This is a genomic window from Aeromonas sp. DSM 116730, from assembly GCF_046581335.1.
Classification (GTDB): Bacteria; Pseudomonadota; Gammaproteobacteria; order Enterobacterales; family Aeromonadaceae; genus Aeromonas; species Aeromonas rivipollensis.
Map to the genome: position 1 here is coordinate 4,446,194 of NZ_CP144265.1, position 16,307 is coordinate 4,462,500.

The window sequence follows — 16,307 nt, forward strand, 5'->3', positions numbered from 1 at the left end:
ACGGAAGCGGGCATGATAGCAGAAGCAGGGGATCAGCTCACTGTGGTCAGATTGGCCAGGTTCATCCCCTGGCGATTGAGGGTCAGGTATTCCACCAGATCGTCATAGGGCAGCGGGCGGCTGAGCAGATAGCCCTGGGTGAAGGCACAACCCTTCTGACAGAGGAAGTTGAGCTGCTCCCGGGTCTCCACCCCCTCGATCACCACCTGCATGCCGAGGTTGTGAACTATGTTGATGATGCCGTCCAGCAGCAGCCTGTCCTGCTCGTTGAAGGGGATGTGGCGCACGAAGGAGCGGTCAATTTTCACCAGATCCACCGGGAAGGTGCGCAGGTAGTTGAGGGCCGAGTAGCCGGTGCCGAAATCGTCGATGGCCAGCTTGCAGCCCGCCTCGCGCAGGGCATCGATCCGCACCCTGTGCTGATCGCTGCTCTCCATCAACAGGGATTCGGTGATCTCTATGATGATGTCCGCCGGGTCCAGGTCGAAGTGACGGATCACTCGCAGCCACTCGTTCGCCTCGGGATCTATGGTCTGAAACTCCAGGGTGGAGCGGTTGATGGACATCTGCAGATCCGGGAAGCCGGACTGCTGCAGGCGGGCCAGATCCCGGCACGACTGCCATAGCACCAGAGCCCCCAACCCCTGGATGAGCCCCGCCTCTTCCGCCAGCGGGATGAAGTCCGCCGGCGACACCTGACCCCAGTGGGGGTGATACCAGCGCACCAGGGCCTCCAGCTTGGCGACCCGGCCGCTGCGATTGTCCCAGATGGGCTGATAGGCCATGGTCAGCTGCCCCAGCTTGATGGCCTCCGCCAGATCCTGCTGCATCTGGTGGCGCTGACTCACCTCTTCGCGCATGGAGGCGCTGTAGGTACCGAGGGAGCGCCCCTGCCGCTTGGCGACGAACAGCGCCTGCTCGGCGTTGCGCAGCAGCTCGTCGCTGTCAGCCCCGTCGTTGGGGCAGAGGGTGATACCTAAGGTCGCGGTCACATAGAGGTGCTGGTTGGCCAGCATGAAGGGACGGGCGAAGCCGCCGATCACCTGCTTGGCGAACACCTCGGCCTGACGCCGGTTGACTATGCCGGGCACCAGGAAGGCGAACTCGTCGCCGCCGATGCGGGCCACCAGATCCTCGGTGCGCACCCGGCTCACCAGCCGATCCGACACCTCTCGCAGCAGGGCATCGCCGACATGGTGATCCATGCTGTTGTTGACCGCCTTGAAGTTGTTGAGATCCAGCACCATGAGCGCGAAGCGCTCCCCCCGCTCGCAGAAGCGGGCGAGGCAGCGGCCGAACAACCAGCGGTTCGGCAGCCCGGTGAGGTTGTCGTAGTTGGCCTGGGCGGCGATCTTCTGCTCCGCCAGCTTGGTCTGGGAGAGATCGCTGAAGATGGCGATGTACTGGCTGATCCTGCCCCCTTCCCGCAGGGCGCTGATCATCAGCTGCTGGGGATAGAGCTTGCCGTTCTTGCGCTTGTTCCACACCTCGCCACGCCAGATCCCCACCCGCTCCAGGGCGTGATACATGTCGGCGTAGAAGGTTTGATCGTGCAGCCCGGACTTGAGCAGGCTGGGGCGCTGGCCGCGGGCCTCCTCCTCGCTGTAGCCGGTGATCTTCTCGAACGCCGGGTTCACCGAGATGATGCGGCTGTCGGCATCGCACACCAGTATGGCCTCGGAGAGGTTGTCATAGACCCTGTGGGAGAGCTTGAGCTGCTCCGCATGGCGCTTCATGGGGTCTATGTTCTCCAGCACCACCATGAGGTAGTCCGGATGCATCTGCTCGTTGCGGATCAGGGTCACAGTCACCCGACCCCAGAGCACAGAGCCATCCCGGTGCAGGTAGCGCTTCTCCTGGGTGAAGGCGGGGCGCTCTCCCCGCTTGAGCGCCTCGTAGAGAGGGATGCTGGTCAGCCAGTCGTCGGGGTGGTTGAGCTCGGCAACGGTGAGCCGCAGCAGCTCCTGCTGGCTATAGCCCAGCATCTTCTCGATGGCCGGGTTGACCCAGAGGATGGTGCCGTTCAGATCGAGTTTGCCGATGCCGACCGGCGCATGGGACATCATGGTGTCCAGGAAGTCGGGGCATTCCGGCTGGGCGGGGAGCGACTGACGCTGCTGCTGATACATCAGGGCCAGTTCACGGCCGGCGAGCGGCGCCAGCAGCCGCAGCAGCCCCATGATCTTGTCCATTCTGGGGGTGGCCCGCTTGAACATGACGCTGCACAGCCCTATGGTCTCGCCCTCGGCACTCTTCAGTGCGACGCCGGCATAACCCCGGACCTGGCAGCGCTCCAGCACGGCCGCATGGGGAAACAGCTCCCGGGTGCGATCGCTGAACCAGGCTTCTCCCTGCTGCATGGCGATCTCCCCCGGGGTATCCGCGAGGGGGAAGCTGTAGGAATTGATGTCGAGAGAGGCGGGATAGGCGGCATGCACAGTGAAAAAGAGCCCGGCCTGATCCTTGCCTGAAACCAGGACGAAGTCAGCCCCGACCGCGTTGGCGATTTCACTCACAAAGGTATCAAAATATCCCTGACCACTCGAATGAGACAGGCTTGAGATGATTTGATAGACAGACTCGAGTGCTCGCCTCATGGCAAGGTTCTTTCTCTCCTTGGAAGGTAGAACCCGACTCTACTGAAGAGGCGGGGCCAGTGCAAACATGCACTCCGCAAGATATTAAAAACCCTTGAAAAAAGGGACCAAAAGGTCCCTTTTTATCTCAAAAATCACGCTGTGATCCCACTATGTCGCAAATCTGTACCTGCTTGAAGCTCACGCCGGTGAAGAGCGCTGGGCCTCATGCGGCAATCCCGCTGTGTCGGAGCAAGGCATCCACCCTGGGCTCGCGACCACAGCAGGTGCGGAACATCATGCGGCAATCCCGCTATGACGTAGCAGCGCATCCACCTTGGGTTCACGGCCGCGGAAGGCACGGAACAGCTCCATCGGCTCCTTGGAGCCCCCCTTCTCCAGAATGTTCTTCAGGAAGGATTGGCCGGTGGCCGGGTTGAAGATCCCCTCCTCCTCGAAGCGGGAGAAGGCATCGGCGGAGAGCACCTCGGCCCACTTGTAGCTGTAGTAGCCCGCCGCATAGCCGCCCGCGAAGATGTGGGAGAAGCTGTGCTGGAAGCGATTGAACGCCGGTGGCGTCATCACCGCCACCTGGCTGCGCACCTCACTCAGCAGGGTCGGGATCTGATCCGCCTTGGCCGGGTCAAACTCCTGGTGCAGGCGGAAATCGAACAGGGCGAACTCCAGCTGACGCAGCATCTGCATCGCCGCCTGGAAGTTGCGGGCGGTCAGCATCTTCTCCAGCAGATCCGCGGGCAGCGGCTCGCCGGTTTCATGATGACCGGAGATGAAGGCCAGTGCCTCGGACTCCCAGCACCAGTTCTCGAGGAACTGGCTCGGCAGCTCCACCGCATCCCAGGCCACGCCGTTGATGCCGGCCACACCGGCCACATCGATCTGGGTCAGCATGTGGTGAATGCCGTGGCCGAACTCGTGGAACAGGGTGACCACTTCGTTGTGGGTGAACAGGGCCGGCTTGCCATCCACCGGGCCGTTGAAGTTGCAGGTCAGGTAGGCCACCGGCTTTTGCAGCGAGCCATCCTGACGGTAGCGACGGCCGAGGCAGACATCCATCCAGGCTCCGCCCTGCTTGTGTTCCCGGGCGTAGAGGTCGAGGTAGAAGCTGCCGCGCAGCTCGTCCTCGGCATCGAAGATGTCGTAGAAGCGCACGTCGGGGTGCCAGGTGTCGATGCCGAGGCGCTCGCGTACTTTCATGCCGAACACCCGCTTGACCACCTCGAACAGCCCCTTCACCACCCGGCTGGCGGGGAAGTAGGGACGCAGCTGCTCGTCGGAGATGGAGAACTTGTGCTGCTTGAGTTTCTCGGCGTAGTAGGCGAGATCCCAGGCGGCCAGCTCGCTCTGACCGTGCTGCTCGGCGGCGAAGGCGCGGATCTCCTCCAGCTCGGCCTTGCCTTGCGGCAGGGATTTGGCCGCCAGATCGGTGAGGAAGCTCACCACCTGTTCAGTCTTGTCCGCCATCTTGGTGGCAAGGGACAGCTCGGCGTAGTTGGCAAAGCCCAGCAGCAGGGCCAGCTCGCGGCGCAGGGTGAGCAGCTCGCTCATGATGGCGGAGTTGTCCCACTTGCCGGCGTTCGGGCCCTGGTCGGAGGCGCGGGTGGTGAAGGCCTCATACAGCTCGGCGCGCAGTGCGCGGTTATCCGAGTACATCATCACCGGCAGGTAAGAAGGAATATCCAGAGTGAACAGCCAGCCCTCTTTGCCTTTGAGTTCAGCCATCTGGCGGGCGGCCGCCTGGGCGCTCGCAGGCAGACCGGCCAGTTCGGCCTCGTCGGTCACCAGCTTGCTCCAGCCCTGGGTCGCATCCAGCACGTTGTTGCTGAAGCGGGAGGCCAGCTCGGAGAGGCGGGCCTGAATTTCCCCATAGCGCTGCTGCGCCTCGGCGGGCAGACCTATGCCGGAGAGGCGGAAGTCGCGCAGGGTATTCTGGATCTCCTTGCGCTGGGCGCCGCTCAGCAGGAGGAAGTCGTCGCTCTCGGAGAGGGCCAGATAGGCCTGATAGAGCCCTTCATGCTGGCCCACATAGGTCTGGAATTCGGAGAGCAGCGGCAGGCAGGCGTCGTGAGCCGCGCGCAGCGCCTCGCTGTTGAGTACGGCGTTGAGGTGACTGACCGGCGACCAGACTCGGGACAGGCGGTCATTGACCTCCTCCAGCGGGGCTATCAGGCTGTCCCAGGTGTGGGGGTCCCGCTGCGCCAGCACATCCTCAATCTTCTGTTTGCAATCGGCGATGGCCTGCGTCACGGCAGGCTGCACCTGATCGGGCTGGATCTGGCTGAAGGGGGGCAGCGAGTCCATTGTCAGCAAAGGGTTAGTCATCTGCGGTACCTCTAAATGCTCTGCAGCCCCTGCCGTCCAGAAGCTTGCTTGGACCATCTAAGATGTAGGCAGAAACCCCATTTATCAAGCCTTTGCCACCCAGAGCCGGGCCCGCTGCCCAGATTTCGCCAAAAGCTGCTCATTAATGCAGCGATCCGGCATCCAGAGACGACAATGCCGGCCCTGGGGCCGGCATTGTGAAGGGGATGACGCCGCTCGCATCAGCGCCGGGCGTCTTCCTTCAGCCACTGCGCCACACGCTTGGCGAAGTAGGTGAGGATGCCGTCGGCACCGGCCCGCTTGAAGCAGAGCAGGGACTCCAGGACGCACTCCCGCTCCTTCAGCCAGCCGTTCTGGATCGCCGCCATGTGCATGGCGTACTCGCCGCTCACCTGATAGGCGAAGGTCGGCACCCCGAACTGATCCTTCACCTGACGGATCACATCCAGATAGGGCATGCCCGGCTTGACCATGACGCTGTCAGCCCCTTCGGCGATGTCCAGCGCCACCTCGTGCAGCGCCTCGTTGCCGTTGGCCGGATCCATCTGGTAAGTGGCCTTGTTGCTCTTGCCGAGGTTGGCGGCGGAGCCCACCGCATCGCGGAACGGGCCATAGTAGCTGGAGGCGTACTTGGCGGAGTAGGCCATGATCTGGACGTTGACGAAGCCGTTCTCTTCCAGCGCGGCGCGAATCGCACCGATGCGACCATCCATCATGTCGGACGGCGCCACTATGTCGGCCCCGGCGGCGGCGTGGGAGAGCGCCTGCTTCACCAGGATCTCGGTGGTGATGTCGTTTTGCACATAGCCATCGTCATCTATGATGCCGTCCTGACCATGGGTGGTGAAGGGATCCAGCGCCACATCGGTGATGACACCCAGCTCAGGGAAGCGGGCCTTGAGGGCACGGGTGGCGCGCTGGGCCAGGCCGTCCGGGTTATAGGCCTCTTCCGCCAGCAGGCTCTTCTGCGCCAGCGGCGTCACCGGGAACAGGGCGATGGCGGGCACGCCCAGCTCAACCAGCTCGGCGGCCTCGATCAGCAGCAGATCGATGGAGAGCCTGTCCACCCCCGGCATGGAAGCGACGGCCTCACGCTGACCCTCCCCCTCCAGCACGAACACCGGATAGATGAGATCGTTGACGGTCAGCTGGTTCTCGCGCACCAGACGACGGCTGAAATCATGTTTGCGCACCCGGCGCAGGCGGCGACCCGGAAAGGCGCCCGGAAGAGTTATGGCCATGAATCACTCCAAAAGAGGAAGTTGGAAAAATGCGGCGGAGGTGGCCCTGGTATGGGCCAGCAAGGCCTCGGGCGCTTCACCACGGCAGGCCGCCACCACCTGGGCGATGTGCGGCAAAAAAGCGGGTTCGTTGCGTTTCGGTCTGGGTTTCAGATCCCGCGGCACCAGATAGGGGGCGTCGGTCTCGATCATCAGCCGACCGGCGGGGATGCGCGCTACCTGCTCGCGCAGCAGCTGGCCACGGCGCTCGTCACAGAGCCAGCCGGTCACCCCTATGTGCAACCCCAGCGCCAGGCACTGGTCCAGCTCCTGGTCGGAGCCGGTGAAGCAGTGCAGCACGGCCCCCGGCAGCCTGGGCAACCAGGGACGGAGGATCTCGATGAAACGGGCATGGGCATCGCGGCAGTGCAGAAACACCGGCATCCCGAGCTCGGCGGCCAGCGCCAGCTGGGCGTCGAACACCGCATCCTGCACCGGACGGGGGGAGAAGTCGCGGTTGTAGTCGAGCCCGCACTCGCCGATGGCCACCACCTGGGGCAGGGCCGCCAGCGTGCGCAGGGCGGGCAGGGTCTGCTCATCCACACTCTTGGCATCGTGGGGATGCACCCCGGCGGTAGAGAAGCAGTAACCGGGCCACTCGGCGGCAAGCTTGGCACTCTCGCGGCTGCCGGCCAGATCGGTACCGGTCAGGATCAGTGCCTCCACCCCGGCGGTACGGGCACGGGCCACCAGGTCGGCCTGTTCGCCGGCAAACTGGGGGCTGGTGAGGTTGAGACCAATGTCGATCATGGGATCAGAGGTTCCGAACAAAAGGAATACATATCAGGTATTTGAAAACCATCTACTCGATGGGGCATCACCATACGCCTCGAACGGATGCATGGAAAGAGGAAGGGAGCCTCAGCTCCCCTCTTCCGGTTGTTCCTGCTCCTCCTCGTCCTCTTTCCTCACATAGAAGCGGGCGAAGAAGAGACCTATCTCCCACAGGGCCCACATGGGGATCGCCAGCAGGGTCTGGGAGAAGACATCGGGCGGGGTCAGCAGCATGCCGACCACGAAGACCCCGACGATGACGTAGGGGCGCTTCTCCCTCAGGCTCTTGGGGGTGGTGACCCCAGTCCAGCAGAGCAAGATGGTGGCCACTGGTATCTCGAACGCCACCCCGAACGCAAAGAACAGGGTCAGCACGAAGTCCAGATAGCTGGCAATGTCGGTCGCCACCGTCACCCCGGCGGGGGCCGTGCTGGTGAAGAAGCCGAACACCAGAGGGAACACCACGTAGTAGGCGAACGCCATGCCGGCATAGAAGAGCACGGCACTGGAGGCCACCAACGGCATGACGAGACGCCGCTCGTGCTGGTACAGGCCGGGGGCGATGAAGGCCCAGGCCTGATAGAGCAGATAGGGGATGGCCACGAAGAAGGAGACCACCAGGGTCAGCTTGATGGGCGTGATGAAGGGGGTCGCCACATCCGTCGCTATCATGCTGGTCCCTTCAGGCAGCTGGCTGAGCAGCGGCCGGGCCACGAAATCGTAGATGTCGTTGGAGAAATAGATGAGCGCGACGAACGCCAGCAGGATGGCAGAGATGGAACGCAGCAGACGGGTTCTCAGCTCAACCAGGTGGCTGATAAGGGGTTGCTCGGCCTGACTCATGGCTTCACCTCCCCTTTGCCGGCCGACTCGCTGACCGGCTCGCGCTGACTGTTGACCGGCGGCACTTCGCGGGTCAGCTGCACCACAGGTTCCACCGGCGTGGCAGGTTCAACCTGGGCGACGGGCGGGCGGATCTCGTTCTGTGCCTCATGCTGTGGCTGATAGGGACGGTTCACTGACTGGGCCGCCGCCTTCAACTGCTCGATGGACTCCTGCAGCTCGGGGCTCAGGTTGTTCATCTGCAACTGCTCGGCCTTTTTCAGATCGTTGTGCAGCTCTTGCAACTTGAGCTCCTGCTCCAGCTCTGTCTTGACCGAGTTGGCGGTACTGCGGATCAGCTTGATCCAGTGGCTGGCGGTACGGATGGCAACCGGCAACCGCTCGGGACCCAGCACCACCAGAGCGACGACACCGATGACGACCAGCTCCCAAAAACCGATGTCGAACATGGCTTAGGCCTGATCTTTGTCTTTCTGCTTGGCGGTCTCGGCACTGCTGGCCGTCTCGTTCAGCTGCTTGGCCGGAAACTCCGCATCCTTCTGCTCAGGCTTGGCATCGGCCGGATCATCCGACAGCGCCTTCTTGAACCCCTTCACGGCGGCTCCCAGATCGCCACCTATGCCGCGCAGCTTCTTGGTACCAAACAGCAGCACGACGATGACTGCGATGATCAACAATTGCCAAATACTGATACCACCCATGACTTTCTCTCCAGGATAGGCGCCTGATGGCGCAGTTTAATTAATGAATGCGGGTCTTCAACCAGCCCAGCAGCCAGCATAACCCGGCGCCGGCGAGACTGATTTGTCCCCACTCAATATGTTGTTTCTGGGTCAGCAAGAATACACCCACCAACAGTAGGCTGGCTCCCACCCCTAAGAGGTAGCGGGCCTGTCCCTGACGACGGCTGTGCAGGCGAAAATCGGCGAACATCTGCTCGAAGTGGTGCTGCTGATGCCGCGCCTGGCGCAGGGTCTCGTAGACCAGCTCCGGCAGCTCCGGCAGCTTCTCAGCCCAGAAGGGGGCCTTCTCGCGGATCGCATTGAGCACCGCCTTGGGGCCCACCTGCTCGTGCATCCAGCTTTCCAGGTAGGGCTTGGCGGTCTGCCACAGGTCCAGCTGGGGATAGAGCTGGCGCCCCAGCCCTTCCACATAGAGCAGTGTCTTCTGCAGCAGCACCAGCTGGGGCTGCACCTGCATGTTGAAGCGACGGGCGGTGTTGAACAGGTTGAGCAGCACGTGACCGAACGAAATTTCGGATAGCGGCTTCTCGAAGATGGGCTCCAGCACGGTGCGGATGGCGAACTCGAACTCGTCCACCTTGGTGTCGGGCGGTACCCAGCCGGACTCCACGTGCAGCTGCGCCACCCGCTGATAGTCACGGTTGAAGAAGGCGAGGAAGTTCTCCGCCAGGTAGCGTTTGTCTTCCCGGTTCAGGGTGCCGACTATGCCGCAGTCGATGCCGATCCAGAGTGGATTCTCCGGGTGCTCATAGGAGACGAAGATGTTGCCGGGGTGCATGTCGGCGTGGAAGAAGCTGTCACGGAACACCTGGGTGAAGAAGACCTCAACCCCGCGCTCCGCCAGCAGTTTCATGTTGGTACCGTTGGCCTCCAGCGCGGCTATGTCGGAGACAGGAATGCCGTAGATGCGCTCCATCACCAGTACCTGCTCGCGGCAGTGATCCGTGTAGACCTCGGGCACATAGAGCGCCTCTGAGCCGGTGAAGTTGCGCCTCAGCTGGATGGCGTTGGCCGCTTCTCGCATCAGGTTGAGCTCGTCGAGTATGGTCTTGCGGTACTCCTCCACCACCTCGACGGGACGCAGCCGCGCGCTCTGGGGCACGAAACGGGCCACCAGACGAGCCAGCGCCTGCATCAGGCGCAGATCGGCCTCGATGACGGGCTCTATGTCGGGACGGATCACCTTGATGACGATCTCCCGGCCATTCTCCTTCAAGCGGGCGGTATGGACCTGGGCAATGGAGGCGGACGCCAGCGGCGTCTCGTCGAAGTCATCGAACAGGGTCTCGATGGGGCAACCCAGGCTCGCCTCTATCTGGCGCCTGGCCTCCTGCCCGCAGAAGGGGGGCACCCTGTCCTGCAGCAGGGCCAGCTCTTCGGCGATGTCTGGCGGCAGCAGATCCCTGCGGGTCGACAGCATCTGGCCGAACTTGATGAAGATGGGGCCCAGGGCCTCGAAGGCGAGGCGAATGCGGGCACCACGGCACAGCTCCGGCTGTTTGTTCTTGAGCCAGAACAGGCTGCGGCGCACCAAGCGTCCGGGCCAGGGTTGATAGCGGGCGGGAACCAGCTCATCGATGCCCTGCTCCAGCAGGATGCTGACGATGCGATAGAGGCGTTTGAACTCCTTGGGGGTCATCAGCTCACCTGCTGCTCGAGGCGGGCCAGCCGCAACTCGACCGCTTTCATGTGCTGTGCCAGCACCTCGACGTCGTCGTTGAAACTCGCCACTTCCAGGGGGCCTGGGGCTAGACGGGCCTCCTCGGTGAGGTACTCGGCCAGCTGGCGCTGGGAGCGGCACAGCTCGCGGCCCACCACGCGACGAGCCTGACGGGCGCCGCCACACAGGGTATGAGCCAGCACGTCGCCGGTATAGCGCGACAGCTCCTCTTCCCAGTCGATGTCCAGCTCCCCCAGCAAAGCGCTGAAGGCCTGTACCAGCTGGGGATCGCCGCTCAAGTCCAGCTTCTCCTCGCGGATATAGCGAGTCAGGGCGGAAGGATCCTTCAACAGGCCGATCGCCGTCAGCGACAGGCTCAGCACGGCGTCTGGCTCCCCTTCATAGCGGGCCAGCACGTCCAGCCGACGTTCGGAGAAGACAAACCAGAGCGGCTTGAGCTCACGCAGCTCCAGCTTGAGCACCTTGCCCGCGAGCTTGCGCAGCCGCGCCGGGCTCTGCTTGTCGAGTGCCAGCAACTGGTTGAGGCTGGTTTCGATCACCGCTGTGACCATGGCATCCATCGGCATAGGCGACCTTAAAACTTGTAACCACGGTGCAGGGCGACCACACCCTGAGTCAGGTTGTAGAACTCCACCTGCTCGAAGCCGACCTGCTCCATCATGCCCGCCAGGGTCTGCTGATCCGGGTGCATGCGAATGGATTCCGCCAGGTACTTGTAGCTTTCACCGTCGTTCGCGACGATTTCGCCCATTTTCGGCAGCAGTTTGAAGGAGTAGAGATCGTAGAGCTTGGCGATCACCTCGCTGGCGGGTTTGGAGAACTCCAGCACCAGCAGGCGACCACCCGGCTTGAGCACCCGGAACATGGAGGCCAGCGCCTTGTCCTTGTCGGTCACGTTGCGCAGGCCGAAGCCTATGGTGATGACGTCGAAGTGATTGTCCGGGAAGGGCAGAGCCTCGGCATTGGCCTGCACGTAGGAGACGTTGTTCGCCACCCCCAGGTTGCGCAGCTTGTCGCGGCCCACTTTCAACATGGAGTCGTTGATGTCCGCCAGCACCACCTGACCTGTCTCGCCGACGATGCGGGAGAACTTGGCGGTCAAGTCACCGGTGCCACCGGCCAGATCCAGTACCTTCTGACCCTTGCGCACACCGGAGCAATCGATGGTGAAGCGCTTCCACAGGCGATGAATGCCGAACGACATCAGATCGTTCATCAGATCATACTTGGCCGCCACCGAATGAAAGACGCCAGCCACCAGAGTTTCCTTCTCGGTCGCCGCCACGGTTTTATAGCCAAAATGCGTAGTATTAGTCTGTTCCGACATCCCTCAAACACCCATAGAGCAAAGAATGGCCGCCAGTTTACCAGAGCCGGTGACCTGCGGACACCTTAAACCCGGCTGGCCACCAACTGCATCCCCAGCATGACCATGGCCAGGCAGAGGAAGAGATTGAGGCCTATGTTGAGCAGCGCCTTCAGATAGGCCCCGTGTTGAGCCAGCACCACAGTATCCAGGGCAAAAGAAGAGAAGGTGGTCAGGGCACCCAATATACCCACCATCAGGAGTGGCTTGAGCGGGTGCTCGGCAACATGCCCGTGCAGAATGAGGGCATAGGCCACCCCCATGATGAAGGAGCCCACCACGTTGACCACCAGGGTGCCATAGGGGAAGTGGCGCCCCAGCAGCAGCGCCATCAACTCGGCGATACCAAAACGAAGGCAGGCGCCGATGGCACCGCCGGCCGCGACAAATAACCAGGTTTGCATGGGGAGGCTCCATAAGTGTCAGGCCGACATTATGCAAAATGCCGGCAAGCGGGGATAGCGGGGCAATTAATCTACGGGGATGAGCCGCCTCATCGGCGAAAATCCACCGGCTCTATCTGATCCAGATGCAGGGAGGTCTGCGCTGGCCGGGTTTCGGCAATCACGCGGCCATGGCGGATGGAGTAGCGCACCGGCACCTGACGACGCACCGCATCGAAGCCGTTCTCGGCGGGCAGGATCAGCAGATTGGCCGGCTTGCCCACCTCGATGCCATAGCGATCCTGCACATTCAGGGTGCGGGCGCTGTGGCTGCTGATCAGCTTCAAGCCGTCGTTGATCTGCTCGTAGCCCATGATCTGGCAGACATGCAGCCCCATGTGCAGCACCTGCAACATGTTGGCCGTCCCCATGGGATACCAGGGATCGAACACATCGTCGTGACCGAAGCAGACATTGATGTTCGCCTCCAGCATCTCCTTGACCCGGGTGATGCCGCGACGCTTGGGATAGGTATCGAAACGCCCCTGCAGGTGGATGTTCACCAGCGGATTGGCGACGAAGTTGATGTCCGCCATCTTGAGCAGGCGGAACAGGCGAGAGGCATAGGCCCCATTGTAGGAGTGCATGGCTGTAGTGTGGCTGGCAGTGACTCTATGGCCGATACCGCGCTCGTAGGCCAGCGTCGCCAGGGTCTCGATGAAGCGGGACTGCTCGTCATCGATCTCGTCGCAGTGCACATCCACCAGAACCTGATATTTCTCGGCAAGATCGAAGACATAATGCAGACTTTCTACCCCATATTCCCGAGTGAACTCGAAATGGGGAATGGCGCCTATCACGTCGGCTCCCAGCCTGAGCGCCTCTTCCAGCAAGGCCTTGCCGTTGGGATAGGAGAGGATCCCCTCCTGCGGGAAGGCGACGATCTGCAGCTCGACCCACCCCTTCATCTCCTCCCGCACCTCCAGCATGGCTTTCAGGGCCACCAGGTTGGGGTCGGAGACATCCACATGGGTGCGAACGAACTGGATGCCGTTGGCGATCTGCCACTTCAACGTCTGTATGGCCCGCCGCTTCACATCCTCATGGGTCAGCAGCGCCTTGCGTTCGGCCCAGCGCTCTATCCCCTCGAACAGGGTGCCGGAGAGGTTCCAGCTCGGCTCACCGGCGGTCTGGGTGGTATCGAGGTGAATGTGGGGCTCGATAAAGGGGGCTATCGCCATCCCCTCCTCCCCATCCAGTTCCCGGGTAGAGAGGAGGATCTGGCTCATGGGGGCTATGGTTCTGATCAGGCCATCCTGACATAGGATCTGCCACAGCCCCTCCCTGCCACTCAGACGCACATTCTTTATCAACATGTTCCTTTCCCCTTCGAGACGCTGGTTGTCTTTGCCAATCCACAACTTAGCTCGGATCAATTTAATAGAAAAGCGTTCACACAGAATGCATATGAGGCTGACATCATTGAAGAACAGCAACAATAAAGGGAGTGGATAGGGATGAAAGCAGGATTGACCGAGATCGGCAGCGCAGGATTGTTTCACGAATATCTGCAGACGCTGGGCATCAACAAGCCCCCATTGACCGAGATAGACGAACAGTGGGAGTACAAGCGAAACGAACGACTAGTCGCAGCCATTCAGATAGAGGCTTCCGGGCAGGCCCGCTTCTATCTCGATGCCAGACAGATCTCGATGAACTGAATGGTAAAAACAAAAAAGCCTCCCTTTTCAGGGAGGCTTTCGTTTTCATGGTGCTGATACCCAGAGTCGAACTGGGGACCTCATCCTTACCAAGGATGCGCTCTACCAACTGAGCCATATCAGCACACTAACCGGTAAAGACCGCACTGCGTGCGCTATCTAAATCTTCTGTCCAACACAACCTGACGTTGTATCGCGACCAACCACATCGCTGTGATTGCTTAATTGAAGCCTGGCAGTGTCCTACTCTCGCATGGCGAATGCCACACTACCATCGGCGCTACCGCGTTTCACTTCTGAGTTCGGCATGGGATCAGGTGGTTCCACGGCGCTATGGCCGCCAGGCAAATAACTTCAATCTCGGAAAGCTGACGTGAATAACGAGGTTGCCCGTAGGCTTTGTCGCTATCACTGAATTAGTTAGTAGTTCATGCACTTGCTACAAGGCCAGAAACACTTCTTGGGTGTTGTATGGTTAAGCCTCACGGGTAATTAGTATGGGTTAGCTCAACACGTCGCCGCGCTTACACACCCCACCTATCAACGTTGTGGTCTCCAACGGCCCTTTAGGACCCTCAAGGGGTCAGGGATGACTCATCTCAGGGCTCGCTTCCCGCTTAGATGCTTTCAGCGGTTATCGATTCCGAACTTAGCTACCGGGCAGTGCCACTGGCGTGACAACCCGAACACCAGAGGTTCGTTCACTCCGGTCCTCTCGTACTAGGAGCAACTCCCTTCAATCATCCAACGCCCACGGCAGATAGGGACCGAACTGTCTCACGACGTTCTGAACCCAGCTCGCGTACCACTTTAAATGGCGAACAGCCATACCCTTGGGACCGACTTCAGCCCCAGGATGTGATGAGCCGACATCGAGGTGCCAAACACCGCCGTCGATATGAACTCTTGGGCGGTATCAGCCTGTTATCCCCGGAGTACCTTTTATCCGTTGAGCGATGGCCCTTCCATTCAGAACCACCGGATCACTATGACCTACTTTCGTACCTGCTCGACCTGTCCGTCTCGCAGTTAAGCTGGCTTATGCCATTGCACTAACCTCCTGATGTCCGACCAGGATTAGCCAACCTTCGTGCTCCTCCGTTACTCTTTGGGAGGAGACCGCCCCAGTCAAACTACCCACCAGGCACTGTCCGCGAGCCCGATTCAGGGCCCTGCGTTAGAACATCAAACATACAAGGGTGGTATTTCAAGGACGGCTCCAGCGCAACTGGCGTCACGCCTTCAAAGCCTCCCACCTATCCTACACATGTAGGTTCAATGTTCAGTGCCAAGCTGTAGTAAAGGTTCACGGGGTCTTTCCGTCTAGCCGCGGGTACACCGCATCTTCACGGCGAATTCGATTTCACTGAGTCTCGGGTGGAGACAGCATGGCCATGGTTACACCATTCGTGCAGGTCGGAACTTACCCGACAAGGAATTTCGCTACCTTAGGACCGTTATAGTTACGGCCGCCGTTTACCGGGGCTTCGATCAAGAGCTTCGCTTGCGCTAACCCCATCAATTAACCTTCCGGCACCGGGCAGGTGTCACACCCTATACGTCCACTTTCGTGTTTGCAGAGTGCTGTGTTTTTGATAAACAGTCCCAGCCATCTGGTCACTGCGACTCCCAACTGCTCCATCCGCAAGGGACTTCACTGTCAAGAGCGAACCTTCTCCCGAAGTTACGGTTCTATTTTGCCTAGTTCCTTCACCCGAGTTCTCTCAAGCGCCTTGGTATTCTCTACCCGACCACCTGTGTCGGTTTGGGGTACGATGACTTGTAATCTGAAGCTTAGAGGCTTTTCCTGGAAGCAGGGCATCAATGGCTTCACCACCGTAGTGGCTTCGTCTCGTGTCTCAGTGTTGTGTCTCCGGATTTGCCTAGAAACACCACCTACGCACTTTCACCAGGACAACCGTCGCCTGGCCCACCTAGCCTTCTCCGTCCCCCCATCGCAATTACAAGTCGTGCAGGAATATTAACCTGCTTCCCATCGATTACGCCTTTCGGCCTCACCTTAGGGGTCGACTCACCCTGCCCCGATTAACGTTGGACAGGAACCCTTGGTCTTCCGGCGAGGAGGCTTTTCACCCCCTTTATCGTTACTTACGTCAGCATTCGCACTTCTGATATCTCCAGCATGCCTCTCGACACACCTTCGCAGACTTACAGAACGCTCCCCTACCACTCACACATAAGTGTGAATCCGCGGCTTCGGTGCCTGGTTTGAGCCCCGTTACATCTTCCGCGCAGGCCGACTCGACTAGTGAGCTATTACGCTTTCTTTAAATGATGGCTGCTTCTAAGCCAACATCCTAGCTGTCTGAGCCTTCCCACATCGTTTCCCACTTAACCAGAACTTTGGGACCTTAGCCGGCGGTCTGGGTTGTTTCCCTCTTCACGACGGACGTTAGCACCCGCCGTGTGTCTCCCGGATATTACTTACTGGTATTCGGAGTTTGCATGGAGTTGGTAAGTCGGGATGACCCCCTAGTCCAAACAGTGCTCTACCCCCAGTAGTATTCGTCCGAGGCGCTACCTAAATAGCTTTCGGGGAGAACCAGCTATCTCCGAGTTTGATTGGCCTTTCACCCCCA

At 60.6% G+C, this 16,307-nt stretch carries 13 protein-coding genes, 1 tRNA gene and 2 rRNA genes (1 of these 16 cut by a window edge); 1 reads left to right on the plus strand and 15 read right to left on the minus strand.

The features are described from left to right. Positions 1-32 precede the first annotated feature (32 nt). The 12 genes from Aeroheme_RS20490 to Aeroheme_RS20545 all read right to left on the minus strand — a co-directional run bounded on the left by Aeroheme_RS20490 (position 33) and on the right by Aeroheme_RS20545 (position 13,362). Positions 33-2,597: a putative bifunctional diguanylate cyclase/phosphodiesterase gene (locus Aeroheme_RS20490; protein WP_234690091.1), complete on the minus strand. Its 2,565-nt coding sequence runs from the start codon at positions 2,595-2,597 to the stop codon at positions 33-35. A 276-nt stretch (positions 2,598-2,873) separates the two neighbouring features. Continuing rightward, complete coding sequence (prlC, locus tag Aeroheme_RS20495; RefSeq protein WP_411166472.1) at positions 2,874-4,916, minus strand: oligopeptidase A; 2,043 nt, start codon at positions 4,914-4,916, stop codon at positions 2,874-2,876. A 221-nt stretch (positions 4,917-5,137) separates the two neighbouring features. Beyond that, positions 5,138-6,157: a porphobilinogen synthase gene (gene hemB / locus Aeroheme_RS20500; RefSeq protein ID WP_262114021.1), complete on the minus strand. Its 1,020-nt coding sequence runs from the start codon at positions 6,155-6,157 to the stop codon at positions 5,138-5,140. Between the two features lie 3 nt (positions 6,158-6,160). Next, positions 6,161-6,946: a TatD family hydrolase gene (locus Aeroheme_RS20505; protein ID WP_262114022.1), complete on the minus strand. Its 786-nt coding sequence runs from the start codon at positions 6,944-6,946 to the stop codon at positions 6,161-6,163. Between the two features lie 111 nt (positions 6,947-7,057). After that, complete coding sequence (gene tatC, locus Aeroheme_RS20510; RefSeq protein ID WP_139744615.1) at positions 7,058-7,813, minus strand: twin-arginine translocase subunit TatC; 756 nt, start codon at positions 7,811-7,813, stop codon at positions 7,058-7,060. After that, the gene (gene tatB / locus Aeroheme_RS20515; RefSeq protein WP_262114025.1) at positions 7,810-8,262 is read right to left on the minus strand and encodes a Sec-independent protein translocase protein TatB; all 453 of its coding nucleotides are present in this window, start codon (positions 8,260-8,262) and stop codon (positions 7,810-7,812) included. Before tatB ends, tatC begins: the two co-directional genes overlap by 4 nt. A gap of 3 nt (positions 8,263-8,265) precedes the next feature. Beyond that, a complete protein-coding gene (tatA, locus tag Aeroheme_RS20520) occupies positions 8,266-8,514 on the minus strand; it encodes a Sec-independent protein translocase subunit TatA (RefSeq protein WP_025328841.1) in 249 nt (82 codons plus the stop codon). 40 nt (positions 8,515-8,554) lie between these two features. After that, positions 8,555-10,195: a ubiquinone biosynthesis regulatory protein kinase UbiB gene (gene ubiB, locus Aeroheme_RS20525; protein ID WP_139438510.1), complete on the minus strand. Its 1,641-nt coding sequence runs from the start codon at positions 10,193-10,195 to the stop codon at positions 8,555-8,557. Continuing rightward, entirely contained in the window at positions 10,195-10,803 is a 609-nt protein-coding gene (locus Aeroheme_RS20530; RefSeq protein ID WP_025328843.1) for an SCP2 domain-containing protein, read from the minus strand. Before Aeroheme_RS20530 ends, ubiB begins: the two co-directional genes overlap by 1 nt. A gap of 8 nt (positions 10,804-10,811) precedes the next feature. Further along, positions 10,812-11,564: a bifunctional demethylmenaquinone methyltransferase/2-methoxy-6-polyprenyl-1,4-benzoquinol methylase UbiE gene (gene ubiE / locus Aeroheme_RS20535; protein WP_106885398.1), complete on the minus strand. Its 753-nt coding sequence runs from the start codon at positions 11,562-11,564 to the stop codon at positions 10,812-10,814. Between the two features lie 65 nt (positions 11,565-11,629). Continuing rightward, positions 11,630-12,007, minus strand: a complete 378-nt coding sequence (crcB, locus tag Aeroheme_RS20540) for a fluoride efflux transporter CrcB (protein WP_106885397.1) — start codon at positions 12,005-12,007, stop codon at positions 11,630-11,632. 89 nt (positions 12,008-12,096) lie between these two features. Then, positions 12,097-13,362, minus strand: a complete 1,266-nt coding sequence (locus Aeroheme_RS20545) for a cytosine deaminase (protein WP_411166473.1) — start codon at positions 13,360-13,362, stop codon at positions 12,097-12,099. Between the two features lie 141 nt (positions 13,363-13,503). On the opposite strand from Aeroheme_RS20545, the gene Aeroheme_RS20550 reads away from it, so the two are divergent. Continuing rightward, entirely contained in the window at positions 13,504-13,707 is a 204-nt protein-coding gene (locus Aeroheme_RS20550) for a hypothetical protein (RefSeq protein ID WP_394293867.1), read from the plus strand. A 48-nt stretch (positions 13,708-13,755) separates the two neighbouring features. Here the strand turns inward: Aeroheme_RS20550 and Aeroheme_RS20555 are convergent. From Aeroheme_RS20555 to Aeroheme_RS20565, 3 genes are all read right to left on the minus strand, one after another. Beyond that, a tRNA-Thr gene (locus tag Aeroheme_RS20555) sits at positions 13,756-13,831 on the minus strand. A 106-nt stretch (positions 13,832-13,937) separates the two neighbouring features. Continuing rightward, a 5S ribosomal RNA gene (gene rrf, locus Aeroheme_RS20560) occupies positions 13,938-14,052 on the minus strand. A gap of 126 nt (positions 14,053-14,178) precedes the next feature. After that, positions 14,179-16,307 (minus strand): 23S ribosomal RNA (locus tag Aeroheme_RS20565); it runs 761 nt beyond the window's last position.

Bases quoted from the DNA above. Each gene is read 5' to 3' on its own strand.
- tatA (WP_025328841.1), bottom strand. From the start codon at position 8,514: ATGGGTGGTATCAGTATTTGGCAATTGTTGATCATCGCAGTCATCGTC.
- Aeroheme_RS20550 (WP_394293867.1), top strand. From the start codon at position 13,504: ATGAAAGCAGGATTGACCGAGATCGGCAGCGCAGGATTGTTTCACGAA.
- hemB (WP_262114021.1), bottom strand. From the start codon at position 6,157: ATGGCCATAACTCTTCCGGGCGCCTTTCCGGGTCGCCGCCTGCGCCGG.
- Aeroheme_RS20490 (WP_234690091.1), bottom strand. From the start codon at position 2,597: ATGAGGCGAGCACTCGAGTCTGTCTATCAAATCATCTCAAGCCTGTCT.
- Aeroheme_RS20545 (WP_411166473.1), bottom strand. From the start codon at position 13,362: ATGTTGATAAAGAATGTGCGTCTGAGTGGCAGGGAGGGGCTGTGGCAG.
- Aeroheme_RS20530 (WP_025328843.1), bottom strand. From the start codon at position 10,803: ATGCCGATGGATGCCATGGTCACAGCGGTGATCGAAACCAGCCTCAAC.
- Aeroheme_RS20505 (WP_262114022.1), bottom strand. From the start codon at position 6,946: ATGATCGACATTGGTCTCAACCTCACCAGCCCCCAGTTTGCCGGCGAA.
- prlC (WP_411166472.1), bottom strand. From the start codon at position 4,916: ATGACTAACCCTTTGCTGACAATGGACTCGCTGCCCCCCTTCAGCCAG.
- ubiB (WP_139438510.1), bottom strand. From the start codon at position 10,195: ATGACCCCCAAGGAGTTCAAACGCCTCTATCGCATCGTCAGCATCCTG.
- ubiE (WP_106885398.1), bottom strand. From the start codon at position 11,564: ATGTCGGAACAGACTAATACTACGCATTTTGGCTATAAAACCGTGGCG.
- tatB (WP_262114025.1), bottom strand. From the start codon at position 8,262: ATGTTCGACATCGGTTTTTGGGAGCTGGTCGTCATCGGTGTCGTCGCT.
- crcB (WP_106885397.1), bottom strand. From the start codon at position 12,007: ATGCAAACCTGGTTATTTGTCGCGGCCGGCGGTGCCATCGGCGCCTGC.
- tatC (WP_139744615.1), bottom strand. From the start codon at position 7,813: ATGAGTCAGGCCGAGCAACCCCTTATCAGCCACCTGGTTGAGCTGAGA.